Here is a 12,687-nt window from a genome sequence, read left to right as displayed (position 1 = left end):
TTCTTTTTATTTCAATTAGTTGGCGGCGTTGCCGTAGTCAAGTGGAAGCCGACGCTGCGATAAGACTTATATCGGTCGCGCGCCAACTGTTTCAAATTTTCTTCGTAAGGGACGAAGTCTACCACTTCATGGAAAGCGGTGGCAAAACCTGCGAACTCTGGCAGCAGGCTGATAAGCAGGTCGCGGGGTGAATTACCGCGCCGTTCCGGCCAGGCAAGTTCGACTGGCGCGCCATATTTTGGCCCTTCACCGGCCAGATTGTGTGGCACAAATTGGTCTGGTGCTCGTTGCCACAGGGCTTCATCCAGCCGCTGAGCCTGTTCCTGACTTTCACAGGCGATTAGCACCCGTTTGCCCGCCCGCCAATGGACAGCTGCAACTTCGCAGGCCAACGCCTCATGAGCACGTAGTTCACCGGCGGGCGTGTCGTGTTCGAGCAGGTAGAAGGTGGCGTTTTTCATAGGTTCTCAGCACTCTTCGTCCTTGACGCCGCAGGGGTGTTGGTTGCACTCACTCACCCGAATCACTTACTGATGTAAGCTCATCGGGATGAGTTCGTTTGCCGCCTACCTGCAACCCCAATGAGCTTGGGTGTATATCAAATGGAATACATCAAACGATTAATCGTCGCCGTTTAGTCCTGCACGATTTAGCAGGAACTGAGACAACAACGCGACCGGACGGCCTGTTGCACCTTTGTTCTTGCCTGAACGCCATGCAGTGCCGGCGATATCCAGATGCGCCCAGCTATATTTACGGGTAAAGCGCGACAAGAAGCAGCCTGCGGTAATGGCTCCACCAGCACGGCCGCCAATATTTGCCATATCGGCAAAATTGGAGTCCAGTTGCTCGGCGTATTCATCACCCAGCGGCAAGCGCCATGCACGGTCACCGGCTTGTTCGGACGCCCCAATCAGCTCATGAGCTAATGGATTATGATTCGACATTAAACCGGTAATGTGGTGCCCTAATGCCACCACACACGCGCCGGTCAGTGTAGCGATATCAATCACCAGTTCTGGATCAAAACGCTCAACGTAGGTCAGCGCATCGCACAGTACCAAACGGCCTTCAGCATCGGTATTCAACACTTCGACTGTTTGGCCGGACATGGTGGTTAGAATATCACCAGGGCGATAAGCACGGCCACCCGGCATATTCTCACAACCCGCCAATACACCAATTACGTTCAACGGCAATTGCAGCTCAGCCACCACCCGCATCACGCCATAAACGGTTGCTGCACCGCACATGTCGTATTTCATCTCGTCCATGCCTTCGGCCGGTTTGATGGAAATACCACCAGAGTCGAAGGTCAGCCCCTTGCCTACCAGCACAATTGGCTTAGCGTCAGGGTTCGGATTACCCTTATATTCTATCACCGACATTAATGATTCATTCTGCGAACCATGGCCAACAGCCAGATAAGAGTGCATTCCCAGCTCTTTCATCTGCTGCTCACCAATGACGCGAGTAATGATATTGGTGCTAAACGCATCGGCCAGTTGGCGCGCCTGAGACGCCAGATACGCGGCGTTACAGATGTTGGGTGGCATATTGCCCAAGTCTTTAGCGGCTTTGATACCAGATGCCACAGCCAGACCGTGCTGTATTGCGCGCTCACCGCTGGTCAATTCGCGGCGGGTTGGCACATTGAACACCATTTTACGCAACGGGCGGCGAGGCTCGGTTTTATTACTTTTAAGTTGATCGAAGGTGTAAAGCGTTTCTTTGGCTGTTTCTACCGCCTGACGCACCTTCCAATAAGTATTGCGGCCTTTAACATGCAGTTCAGTCAGGAAGCAGACTGCCTCCATTGAACCGGTGTCATTAAGGGTATTGATGGTCTTCTGGATCACTTGCTTGTACTGGCGTTCATCAAGCTCACGCTCTTTACCACAACCAATTAACAAGATGCGCTCGGAGAGAATATTCGGCACATGGTGCAGTAACAGCGTCTGCCCGACTTTGCCTTCAAGTTCACCACGGCGCAATAAAGCGCTGATGTAGCCATCACTAATTTTGTCGAGTTGTTCGGCAATTGGAGATAGACGACGAGGTTCGAAAACGCCGACTACAATACAGGCACTGCGCTGTTTTTCCGGGCTGCCGCTCTTTACACTGAACTCCATGCACTCTCCTGAATCTTAAAGACAAAGGCGGAAGCTACCGCTAGAATGTAGCGCTCCGCAACGATCTCTCTCCGTTGTGTTAACGACGTGTGTTAACCTTAACGGCATAAGTTGTTTTGTTTTGGCGACTATAAGCATGTTCCTATAGGACACCTAAACGCTAGATGCTGTAATACTATTTTAGCTGTGAAGGTTGCCATATGATGAGAATAAATGGCGGATTAACGATGAAACTATCGATTTTCCTGCAAAAAGACAAGTTTTCACAGGCGTATTAGCGTGATCATCATTAGATATCTGGTACGGGAAACACTTAAGAGCCAAATTGCGATTCTGTTCATCCTGCTATTAATCTTCTTTAGTCAGAAGTTAGTACGGATATTAGGCGCTGCGGTCGATGGTGAAATACCGACAAACCTGGTTTTATCCCTTTTAGGGCTCGGTGTGCCGGAAATGGCACAACTTATCCTGCCATTGAGCTTATTCCTTGGCCTGCTGATGACGTTGGGCAAATTGTACACGGAGAGTGAAATCACCGTGATGCATGCCTGCGGCATGGGCAAAAAATCCCTCATAATGGCTGCATTGATTCTGGCGCTGGTGACTTCTGCTCTGGCGGCGGTTAATACCATCTGGCTTGGTCCGTGGTCTTCTAAACATCAAGATGAAGTATTGAACGACGCCCGCGCTAACCCAAGTTTGGCCGCTTTGGCCGGTGGGCAGTTTAAGTCTTCAACCGATGGCAATTCAGCCTTATTTATCGGTAATGTGACAGGCAAAGAGTTTAACCGTGTATTTTTGGCACAATTGCGGCCAAACGGTAACCAACGCCCCTCTGTGGTTGTAGCAGATAGCGGCCATATGACCGAACGACCAGATGGCTCACAAGTGGTTATTTTAAACAAAGGTACCCGCTATGAAGGCACCGCGTTGTTGCGCGATTTCCGCATCACTGATTTTGTTGATTACCAAGCAATAATCGGCCATCAGGAAGTGCAACAAAACAACAATGTGGCTGAACAGATGACTATGAAACAGCTATGGCGTGCAAATGAACCCGATGCCCGCGCAGAGTTTCATTGGCGTCTGACACTGATTGTATCGGTGATTATCATGGCGTTGTTGGTGGTGCCACTGAGTGTTGTCAATCCACGTCAGGGGCGAGTGCTGAGCATGTTGCCGGCAATGTTGCTGTATTTGATTTTCTTCCTGTTACAAAGCTCCCTGCGCTCTAATGCAGGTAACGGCAAGCTGGACCCACTTGTCTGGATGTGGACCGTAAACGGTGCATATCTGGCGGTTGCGGTGGTATTGAACCTGTGGGATGGCCTGCCGGCTCGTAAGTTACGTGCGCGATTGAGAGGTGCTGCCTGATGTTTGGTGTATTAGACCGTTATATCGGACGGACTATCCTCAATACCATTTTGATGACGTTATTCATGCTGGTATCGCTCTCTGGCATCATCAAGTTTGTCGATCAGCTACGTAAAGTTGGGCAGGGTGACTACTCAGCAGTTTCCGCTGGCATGTACACTCTACTGAGTATCCCTAAGGATATTGAGATCTTTTTCCCGATGGCGGCGCTATTAGGCGCATTGCTGGGTCTTGGGTCATTAGCGACTCGCAGTGAACTGGTGGTGATGCAGGCATCAGGTTTTACCCGCATGCAAATTGCCGCGTCGGTGATGAAAACCGCGATTCCGCTGGTATTGTTGACAATGGCGATCGGCGAGTGGGTTGCGCCTCAAGGTGAGCAGATGGCGCGTAATTTCCGCGCTCAGCAGATGTATGGTGGTTCACTCTTATCAACGCAATCGGGTCTGTGGGCGAAAGACGGTTCTGACTTTATCTATATCCAGCGGGTATCGGGTGACAATGAACTGACCGGGGTTAACATTTACCATTTTGATAAACAAGATCGCCTGCTTTCAGTGCGTTACGCCGCAACAGCCACTTATGACGACAATATTTGGCGTTTATCGCAGGTTGATGAATCTGATCTTACCAATCCTAAGCAAGTGACTGGCTCTCAGACCTTGACTGGCGAGTGGAAGACCAATCTGACCCCAGAGAAACTGGGGGTGGTTGCGATGAATCCCGACTCGCTCTCCATTCGTGGTTTATACGATTACAGTAAGTACCTGCGGCAAAGTGGGCAGGAATCGAGCCGTTACGAGTTGAACATGTGGGGCAAGATATTCGCACCATTCTCAGTCGCGGTAATGATGCTAATGGCGTTGTCATTTATTTTTGGCCCATTACGTAGTGTACCGATGGGTGTTCGGGTGGTCACCGGTATCTTCTTCGGCTTTGTTTTCTACGTACTGGATCAGATTTTTGGTCCACTTAGTTTGGTTTACAGCATTCCACCGGTCATCGGTGCGCTGTTACCGAGTATACTTTTCCTCCTAATCAGTGTTTATTTGCTGCTAAAACGGCGTTGATGGCGTTTTTTTCGACACTTAGACTAAACTTGGTGGGATAACAGTTGCATGCGGATCATTGCTAGGTATAATTCACCTCGTTCTCCGCATACTACTTCAGTGCCGAAGTGGCGAAATCGGTAGACGCAGTTGACTCAAAATCAACCGCCGCGAGGCATGCCGGTTCGATTCCGGCCTTCGGCACCATTAGTATGAAAATCAAGTCACCGCAAGGTGGCTTTTTTTTTGCCTATCATCCAGTAAAGTCCATTTTCCTCCGCAAAAGTCTATATAAAACAGCATCTAACATTCTGGTGGTTTTTGCCATGTATCCATTCTAGTATTTTTACGTCCATTGGCTGCCATCATCACTGGGGGTCAGAAAGGGGGTCTGCTCGGTTCGGAAAATTTGTGACCCCCAAATATGTAGCAGATACAGACGGTATAAGCCTTTGTGAAGATATTAGCAGGGTTGGCTGTAGCATCGGGGGATTATCTCTTTACAAAGGACATTTTGGGGTGTCCTTGGTGCAGAGATAATTCGACGCTATCGCTTTCTGTAATATCATTGATTTACATAATAATTTGTAGAAAAACCAGTTTAAACTCTGTCCTTATCATCCGTTGACAGCCATAACACTCCAATAGCATAGTGAGCGCCTTCTGGGTTCTATAAGGATGTGACCCCCAATGGCGCTGACTGATGCCGCAATTCGAAATGCCAAACCTCGCGATAAAGCTTATAAACTCACTGATGCTCAAGGACTCTACCTACAGATACAACCCCGTGGTACTAAGCTCTGGTACCTTAAATTCCGCATTGATGGAAAGGAAAGCCGTATTGCTTTTGGTGGTTATCCTGCTGTCAGCTTAGGGCAGGCTCGAGCTGAGCGTGATAAAGCGAAAGCGCTGATCGCGCAAGGGATCAGCCCGACAAATAAGCGTGAACAAGAAAAAGAAATTATACAAAATACGCATACCTTTGAATTGGTTGCCCGCGACTGGCATGCCAGCAACAAGAAATGGTCTGCACAGCATTCCGAGCGCGTTCTGCGCTACTTCGAGATGTATTTATTTTCTGCTATTGGTAAGCGAAATATCGATGAGCTAAAAATCCGTGATCTACTTGCTCCCTTAAGAGTGGTGGAACAGACGGGAAAATTAGATGTGGCCGCACGGTTGCAACAACGAATTACCTGCGTGATGCGCTACGCGGTACAGAATGGTTTAATCGAATACAACCCGGCACAAGACCTCGCAGGTGCTTTGGTTACCCGTAAGGCAACTCACCGTGCGGCGCTCCCGCTAGACCGTCTCCCTGAGATTTTACTGCGTATGGATTACTACTGTGGCAGGCCATTGACTCGCATGGCGGTAAAGCTTTGTCTGCTGGTATTTATTCGTTCAAGTGAACTGCGGTTTGCCAGATGGGATGAAATCGATTTGGAAAGAGCCTTATGGACACTACCGGCAGAGAGGGAAGTTATCAATAAGGTCAGGTATTCGCACCGGGGTTCGAAAATGAAAACCCCTCATCTGGTGCCATTATCCGGGCAAGCTATTGCCATTCTTGAGCAAATTAAGGCATTGACCCAAGATGATAATCTGGTGTTTCCAGGTGACCACCATCCCAACCGTCCTATGAGTGAAAATACCATTAATAATGCATTACGCCGTATGGGATACGACACCAAAACAGAAATTTGCGGTCATGGATTCAGAACAATGGCCTGTAGTGCTTTGGTTGAATCAGGTATGTGGTCGCGTGATGCGGTAGAACGGCAGATGAGTCATCAGGAACGCAACAATGTTCGTGCGGCCTATATCCACAAAGCCGAACATATGGATGAAAGAAGGCTGATGGTGCAATGGTGGGCGGATTATTTGGATAGGTGCCGCGATGGGTATGTGGTGCCTTATGGATTTAAATAATGATATTGTTTAAAGATATCAGATTAAATTTTAATGGAGTCTGTTTATTTAAAATTTTCATTGATGCCGAGGTCAATATGGAAGAGGTCAATAGGATTGGGTCTTTTATGAGTAACTTTAAAAAATATTGTTTTTATGCATTAAAAATATTTCCTTTGTATATTGTTTTTTCTGTGTTGATTATTTGGGGGTATTTAGGGTATTTTTCGCGTTTGGATTTATTGATGGGTTCGGTAAATAACAATGCAACTCTTGTTTCGATATTTTTTTCATTTGTCTTTGTATCTATATTGATATCAATATTAATCATGCTTCCAAGTATTAATTTGATATCTCTTTCTTATTTTGTTCATGAGAGTTATATAACCAGCGCAAAAAGAATGCCATCAATTACATTGTTAACGGCAATGTCAATGTTGGGATTTGTCTTTGTTTTTTCATCCGATTCATTCTCTAATTTTTTAACTAGACATAGTGATATAAAAAACATCGCATCGTATATAGGAGAACCCATTCGTTCTTTATTTCTATCCTTTATCGTTTCGGTTGTTATTACATGCATTCCATTGAAGGTTAAAAACAGTCATGCTAATATACACAGCGGATTAATTAAAGTCTGGAAAGTGATTTTTTCCATTTTTATTATTTCATTCATATGTTTTGCTTCATCCCTCTCGATAATAATGTCTATATCTATTATTATGTTGAATATTGATGGGCATACATTTTCTGCATTTATATACGCTTTTTTGTTTTTGTCTTTTTATTCATTACTTTCATTGTTTCCTGCTATGGTTTTTTATTCAAGTAATTTTTCAAAAAACAATAAAAACTGGTTTGATGTTAAATTTTTAAAGGAGTTTATTTTTTCCGTTATGGCCTCGCTGTTTTTTATCATTATAATTTGGCCTAATGGATTTCTCTTTATAGGGTCCAGTGTTTTCAGCGTAATGGGGGTGCTAGATAAAAAAACACATTACTATAATATTACCTCAAGTAAATACTATAAGGAATTATTTCCTAAATCAATATGGGATACTCGTTCCCTAAGTGGAAGGAATGATTTCTTTATTAAAGCTGTCAATATGTTTTCACTTAATGGAGTCAATCTTATTTGCCCAGTATATGTGGAGAACCTCAGAAAAAATACATTAGTTTCAAGTTTTGATGAGTTTCCTCCAAAGCAAGATAAGCATCTTGTTAAGTATTTCAAGGCAATGACTAGAGGCTGTGTAGTTCTCGGCAGTGATGAGTTCAAACAGTGGGATACAATTATAGGCGCAAGTGGTGATTTTAAAGAAAAATAATACTTTCACTCCATTATAATGAGAGGGGGATGGTAGTATTTACATAGAAATGGGGGTTGGATTTATTAACAATCCAAGATCCCCCACATTTCCCCCACTTAACTGACTCCCACTTCTTCCCCCACCTGATTTTTGCTCTGTACTCTCAGCCCAGTCATGGCGTGGGTTTGCTCTCTTTCCCCCATTTAGTGTGTATAGATAACTGGGAAGTGGGGGATTCGAGACTAAGTTTGTTAAAAATTCGCGGTTCCCCCACTCGGTTCCCACTTTATCCCCCAGTTAGTTGCTTGCTGTATTGCTTAATGAATTAGGGCAGATATTCTCGCCATCAATATGAATCAGCCCATCAATTTCCAGCTTGTCGAGCCAGCGGGTAAATTTCTTCGCAACATCAAAACCCATACCGCGCATATCATCTCTCACCAGCGATTTTGTACAGGCCTCGCCACTGGCGGTACGGGAGCGGATAGATTGCCACAGCGCGATATGATTGGCCGTCAGGCGCTGAATACCCGCCAGTTCGGCCTCATAGGGTGAGCCTTCATCGAAGATTTCACGCCCTTTATCACATAGCACCAATGAGTTAACTTCTTCGCCATCATTATCGATATACAGATTGAGCGGCGAGAGGTCATAGGCCCGTGTGGCGGGCTCTTCTGAATCCTTCATTTTGGTGCAACTCAGCACCAGTGCGCCGCCGTCGCCCTCACGACGTACATTGAATTCGACATCCAATGCCGCGCGGAAGGCGCTGGAGCCGCGCGCGCCTTTATCCAAATCTTTGCCGGAATGATGGATAACCAGCACTGTTGCGCCAGTTTCTGCCTTGATAAAATCGCAGCCCTGAATAAACGCGCCCATATCTTTGGCGGCGTTCTCGTCGGAGCCACCAAAGCAACGGGCCAGCGTATCCAGCACAATCAGGCGCACCGGTGAGCCGGTTTGTTCGGTGACGTCCTGAGCGGCTTTAATCACCTGTTCGACGCTCTCCGGGCTGGCGGGAAATACCGGGCAGTCGATGCGGTATAGCGATTCAATCGGTGTGCCACCGTTAAACTCCATTTCCCATGCACGGATACGGCGTGGTACGCCAATGCCGCCTTCGCCAACGATATAGACCACCGAGCCTTGGGTCACACGACGCGAGGCCCACGGCTTGCCGGTGGCAATATGGCAGGCCCATGAGACAGCCAGAAAGGATTTATATGAGCCGCTGGGGCCATAAATACTGGCTAGCGTATTGCTCGGCAAATGGCCCTTGATATTGTAATCCTGCGGGGTGTTATAACCGTCTGAACCTTTGCGCAACGGCAGGTTGGTGGCGAATTGCACCGGTTCATTGTCAATCAAAGTGAGCGGCATTTTCATATCCATTCCTTGGGATTGTAGAGTTGGCGGAAAAACTCGATACGGGCGGTGTCCGTTCCGACCTGTTGGCGATAATCATCCCAGTCAGCCTTATCGCCGGTGGGGGGCAGGGTCACCAGCCCATTGACCGCGAGTGCGGCGTGTTCCGCCTGTTGTTTGCCGGGATTGTGGTCTGAGTCGGTTACGTCATTATCTGCCGCGAGAATAATCTGCGCATTGGGATAACGTTCTCGCAGTGCTACGGCAACATGGGTCAGATTATTGGCCGAGATGGCGGCCACCACCGTGACGGCGACAAATCGTGATATGACCAGACCGGTGGCAAAACCTTCAGTAATGATGATTGTTTGTGACAGGGCATGATTGGTGATGGGGATAAATGAAGATTTAATCCTTGAGCCGGGCAGTAAGCGCTTTTCTCCCCGGCGATTGATTAACAGCGCACCGGTAGTGTTGCCACTCAGGTCCACCAGTGGCAGCACCATGCTGCCAACATTAAAATGCACCCCGCCAATATTTTTAGCGCTGTTGGCGGGCATTAAAAATCCCCGCTGCGCAAGGCCCTTATGCAACAGGTAATCACTGGTTCCCTGCGTACAGGTCGCCAGCAGGGCGGCAACTTTTTGTGTGATGTCGGCGTGAGAGGGCGGTTCAGTTCTTTCTTTGGCGGGTGCTGTTGGGGTTAAGTCGGTTAAGCAGGAAATTTCTCTGGCGGCCTGAATTAAATCACATTGCCGTACCAGAGTGACCAGATCCAGACCATCGCCATGGCCGCAATAGTTGCAGAACCACGTCCCTCGTCCTTTTTTATCATCAAAACGGAAACGGTCTTTACCTCCGCAGAGCGGGCAAGGGCCGTGTTTTCCGCCGGGAAGAACAGGGATGTCCAGTGCGGTAAGAATAGACGGCCAGCGATGGCGCGATTGGTGGGTAATATCAGAAATGAATTTACTCATCTGCCAGCCCCTCTATTTCCAGCTCTTCGCTTAACATATTCAGCCGTTCCCACAGCATAAACATGAGCAATTCTTTGGCGAGAGGGTTATTCAGTTCGATGATGGCATAAGCCAGTGCACAGCAATGGTCGGTGAGTTCAGCCGAGGTAAGTGGTGTGGGGTCATACAGCATCGTGCACCCCCGGATGGGTACGAACGTATTGCGGGTACAGACAGTGAAGGGTAGTAGCCATTGGGCCGCCTCCGTTAGGGTGTTTTTTAAGCTACCCCCAGAGACGCCAAGCCCATTGGGTGGTAGCCCGAACAAGGTTGGCGTACCGGCCCTAACGGATCCCGGCCTTCCTTTCGAAAGCCTTGCCCGGACTACCATAGACAACAGGTGTGCACGAACATTACCCAAGTACACTCTGTGTGTGTATTTGGATACCGTAAGGGGATTCGGAACGCCAATTCCGGCTACGGATTTTGCCGCAGCTCCAAGATTATACTGCAAAGCGCCCGCCAGAAAAAAATAAAAAATCATTATTCCCGACCCTCCTCGCGTTGATTGATTCTTTCACGAATCCAGCTATTGATTTCATTTTCTACCCACGCGACAGAACGAGAGCCAAGCTTCACTGACTGAGGGAAGTCACCTTGCTTCATCAGGAAATATATCCATGATTTTTTAAGGCCGGTTTTCTGTATTACGTGGGGTAAGCGAATCAATTTAATATCAGGCATGGTTACGCCTCCTTGCGGGTATAAACGCGTTCAACATAGCGGCCACGGCCATCACCATGGCCCAGATCCATTGAGGTTAATGCTCTGGCTTCAATGCGGGTAAACCCAGCGGTGAGGTAATAACTGATAGCCTCTTGCGCCCAGGCATAGCGGAGACTGTGGGGGGAGTAATGCCCGGTCAGCCCCAGGCGGGTGGTATGGGAGCGCCAGAAATTCATGGCGGTTTTTAGGTCAGGCTTATCAATCAGTTTGCCGCCGCGTGTTTCTGCAACCCGTTGTGCTTCTTTGACGGCCAGTTTGACTGCTTCACGATCCAGAACTCGGGTTTCGCGTGAACGGCCTCCTTTGGTGCCAAACACCACGGTTAATTTAGAATGGTTATGTTTAAGCTGCTTTTGCCACGTTTTCAGTGAGTTGGCGCATTGTACTGCTTCTTGTGAGCGTAACCCCAGCAAGCGGGCCAGTTGCAGGGCGCAGGCCAATCCTTTGTCTTGCTGTTGGGCGGTGTGCAAGGCGGCTTGATAGACTTGCTCGGGGATAGCGAATTTGCTGCCTGCGCGGCTGGCTCCCCCTAATCCCAACGCTTTGTTGGTCAAGCGTTCTGATATGACCATTTTATCCCGGCCAGCGAGTCGGAAAACGGTGCGCAATGCTGCCATTTCGTTATGAAGGGAACGAATAGCGATCCCCTGTGAAACACGGTCAGCAATATAACTTTCAACATGCTTTGCTTTTAGGTGTTTAACATCACGCACCTGAATATTAAGGGCCAACAAATGGCGGCTAAACCTGTCCATAATCCGAATACGGTCATGAACGGTTTTATGGCTGCCGCCTGCTTGTTTTGCCAGCATTTTCATCTCACGGCTTAACTGACTCATAGCGAACTTCTCCCAAACAATATCAACGAGCTGCATTTCTCTGGCGCATGGGGAATGGCAGGTTATCTGCCTTGAACGATACCTGTGCGCCAGAGCGGGCAGCAGTTGAGGTATTGCGGGGTATAGGTGATGCACTCAGTGCAGCCTCCTGCTATTGCAGGTCATCCCCTCAGGCTGTGGGCCTGCCTCGGTATCAGTTCAACTATCCGGTAAAAGTGGTCAGTCTGACGTGTTGAGGCGGTGTCAGATGCATGACGTGTTGAGTGAAGTCGCTTATCTCAACGGCTGAGGTGGGTTCGTGCCGTGGCGTCACTTTCACTTGTAAAAGTGACGCCACGAGCCACACGCCGCAAGGTCAGCGCCAGCAGATGCCATGCGGCATAGCAGATCGCAGCCAGCAACGTTTAGCACGCACCAGAAATTGAGGCATAAGGAGTTTTTTGATGCAGTGATGCATCTTGCGTTAAGCGTGCCAATAACAATACCATCACCGGCAGACCTACGGCTTAGAAGGCCGTTGCTCTACTGAGGAGAGTTATTCGCTTGGTTGATAACCAATAGCAGTATCCGTGACAGACAATACTGGTTGGTCAGGAAATGCTCTTTATTAGCCATTTCGTCAGTGATAAGTATACCTTCATCACCAAATGAGGTGATACCCGTTTTCAAAGGTTCAAGGGGTTTACCGCTCATATAGCGCTACTTTTCAGGTCACGGTAGCTATTTTGTGGTCGCTCGAAAGCGTCAGTCTCAGACCACACTCCATTCCGTATGACTTTGGGTTTATGACCACCCGAAGGCGTTTCTCTCAGGTCATTAGTATCAATCCCGATACTGGAAACATTGGGTGCTGTCGTTGACAGCGAATTTACATGAGGGAAATTACGGCAAGAATGAGATAGCTGCAAGTTATTGGGACATGTAATAAGGAAGAGTAATGAAAGGGCTGTGAAGGGGTGAGTAAT

The 12,687-nt window shown here is 48.0% G+C and carries 12 protein-coding genes, 1 tRNA gene and 1 pseudogene; 6 read left to right on the top strand and 8 right to left on the bottom strand.

Annotation, left to right across the window (positions count from 1 at the left end):
- Nucleotides 1-11 precede the first annotated feature (11 nt).
- Together A6J66_013955 and A6J66_013950 are read right to left on the bottom strand one after the other, a co-directional pair.
- Nucleotides 12-461: a DNA polymerase III subunit chi gene (locus A6J66_013955; GenBank protein PNM25187.1), complete on the bottom strand. Its 450-nt coding sequence runs from the start codon at nt 459-461 to the stop codon at nt 12-14.
- 159 nt (nt 462-620) lie between these two features.
- Nucleotides 621-2,132, bottom strand: coding sequence for a leucyl aminopeptidase (locus tag A6J66_013950; protein ID PNM25186.1), 1,512 nt, complete (start codon nt 2,130-2,132; stop codon nt 621-623).
- 279 nt (nt 2,133-2,411) lie between these two features.
- Between A6J66_013950 and A6J66_013945 the strand changes: the two genes are divergently transcribed.
- The 6 genes from A6J66_013945 to A6J66_013920 all read left to right on the top strand — a co-directional run bounded on the left by A6J66_013945 (nt 2,412) and on the right by A6J66_013920 (nt 8,105).
- Nucleotides 2,412-3,506, top strand: a complete 1,095-nt coding sequence (locus tag A6J66_013945; protein PNM25185.1) for a lipopolysaccharide ABC transporter permease LptF — start codon at nt 2,412-2,414, stop codon at nt 3,504-3,506.
- The gene (locus A6J66_013940) at nt 3,506-4,576 is read left to right on the top strand and encodes a lipopolysaccharide ABC transporter permease LptG (GenBank protein PNM25184.1); all 1,071 of its coding nucleotides are present in this window, start codon (nt 3,506-3,508) and stop codon (nt 4,574-4,576) included. Before A6J66_013945 ends, A6J66_013940 begins: the two co-directional genes overlap by 1 nt.
- A 101-nt stretch (nt 4,577-4,677) precedes the next feature.
- Nucleotides 4,678-4,762: transfer RNA gene (locus A6J66_013935), tRNA-Leu, on the top strand.
- Nucleotides 4,763-5,245: 483 nt separating this feature from the next.
- On the top strand, nt 5,246-6,487 hold the full coding sequence (locus A6J66_013930) for a DUF4102 domain-containing protein (GenBank protein ID PNM25183.1): 1,242 nt from the start codon (nt 5,246-5,248) through the stop codon (nt 6,485-6,487).
- Nucleotides 6,488-6,564: 77 nt separating this feature from the next.
- On the top strand, nt 6,565-7,794 hold the full coding sequence (locus A6J66_013925; GenBank protein PNM27016.1) for a hypothetical protein: 1,230 nt from the start codon (nt 6,565-6,567) through the stop codon (nt 7,792-7,794).
- Nucleotides 7,795-7,850: 56 nt separating this feature from the next.
- A complete protein-coding gene (locus A6J66_013920) occupies nt 7,851-8,105 on the top strand; it encodes a hypothetical protein (GenBank protein PNM25182.1) in 255 nt (84 codons plus the stop codon).
- Here A6J66_013920 and A6J66_013915 read toward each other — a convergent pair.
- From A6J66_013915 to A6J66_013890, 6 genes and pseudogenes are all read right to left on the bottom strand, one after another.
- A complete protein-coding gene (locus tag A6J66_013915; GenBank protein ID PNM25181.1) occupies nt 8,074-9,162 on the bottom strand; it encodes a transcriptional regulator in 1,089 nt (362 codons plus the stop codon). The genes A6J66_013920 and A6J66_013915 overlap by 32 nt on opposite strands.
- Nucleotides 9,159-10,118: a DNA primase gene (locus tag A6J66_013910; GenBank protein ID PNM25180.1), complete on the bottom strand. Its 960-nt coding sequence runs from the start codon at nt 10,116-10,118 to the stop codon at nt 9,159-9,161. The genes A6J66_013915 and A6J66_013910 overlap by 4 nt, the downstream gene beginning before the upstream one ends.
- Complete coding sequence (locus A6J66_013905; protein PNM25179.1) at nt 10,111-10,641, bottom strand: hypothetical protein; 531 nt, start codon at nt 10,639-10,641, stop codon at nt 10,111-10,113. The genes A6J66_013910 and A6J66_013905 overlap by 8 nt, the downstream gene beginning before the upstream one ends.
- Complete coding sequence (locus tag A6J66_013900) at nt 10,641-10,841, bottom strand: AlpA family transcriptional regulator (GenBank protein ID PNM25178.1); 201 nt, start codon at nt 10,839-10,841, stop codon at nt 10,641-10,643. The genes A6J66_013905 and A6J66_013900 overlap by 1 nt, the downstream gene beginning before the upstream one ends.
- Nucleotides 10,842-10,843: 2 nt before the next feature.
- Nucleotides 10,844-11,722, bottom strand: coding sequence for a DNA-binding protein (locus A6J66_013895; protein PNM27015.1), 879 nt, complete (start codon nt 11,720-11,722; stop codon nt 10,844-10,846).
- A gap of 22 nt (nt 11,723-11,744) precedes the next feature.
- Nucleotides 11,745-12,068: pseudogene (locus A6J66_013890) on the bottom strand (hypothetical protein).
- Nucleotides 12,069-12,687: the final 619 nt, after the last annotated feature.

It is taken from the genome of Yersinia enterocolitica (genome assembly GCA_002082245.2).
GTDB lineage: Bacteria > Pseudomonadota > Gammaproteobacteria > Enterobacterales > Enterobacteriaceae > Yersinia > Yersinia enterocolitica_E.
This window is presented reverse-complemented; position numbering and strand designations above follow the sequence as displayed.

Coding starts and splice junctions, on each gene's coding strand:
- A6J66_013955 (PNM25187.1), bottom strand. CDS start 461: ATGAAAAACGCCACCTTCTACCTGCTCGAACACGACACGCCCGCCGGT.
- A6J66_013950 (PNM25186.1), bottom strand. CDS start 2,132: ATGGAGTTCAGTGTAAAGAGCGGCAGCCCGGAAAAACAGCGCAGTGCC.
- A6J66_013940 (PNM25184.1), top strand. CDS start 3,506: ATGTTTGGTGTATTAGACCGTTATATCGGACGGACTATCCTCAATACC.
- A6J66_013930 (PNM25183.1), top strand. CDS start 5,246: ATGGCGCTGACTGATGCCGCAATTCGAAATGCCAAACCTCGCGATAAA.
- A6J66_013925 (PNM27016.1), top strand. CDS start 6,565: ATGGAAGAGGTCAATAGGATTGGGTCTTTTATGAGTAACTTTAAAAAA.
- A6J66_013915 (PNM25181.1), bottom strand. CDS start 9,162: ATGAAAATGCCGCTCACTTTGATTGACAATGAACCGGTGCAATTCGCC.
- A6J66_013910 (PNM25180.1), bottom strand. CDS start 10,118: ATGAGTAAATTCATTTCTGATATTACCCACCAATCGCGCCATCGCTGG.
- A6J66_013905 (PNM25179.1), bottom strand. CDS start 10,641: ATGATTTTTTATTTTTTTCTGGCGGGCGCTTTGCAGTATAATCTTGGA.
- A6J66_013900 (PNM25178.1), bottom strand. CDS start 10,841: ATGCCTGATATTAAATTGATTCGCTTACCCCACGTAATACAGAAAACC.
- A6J66_013895 (PNM27015.1), bottom strand. CDS start 11,722: ATGAGTCAGTTAAGCCGTGAGATGAAAATGCTGGCAAAACAAGCAGGC.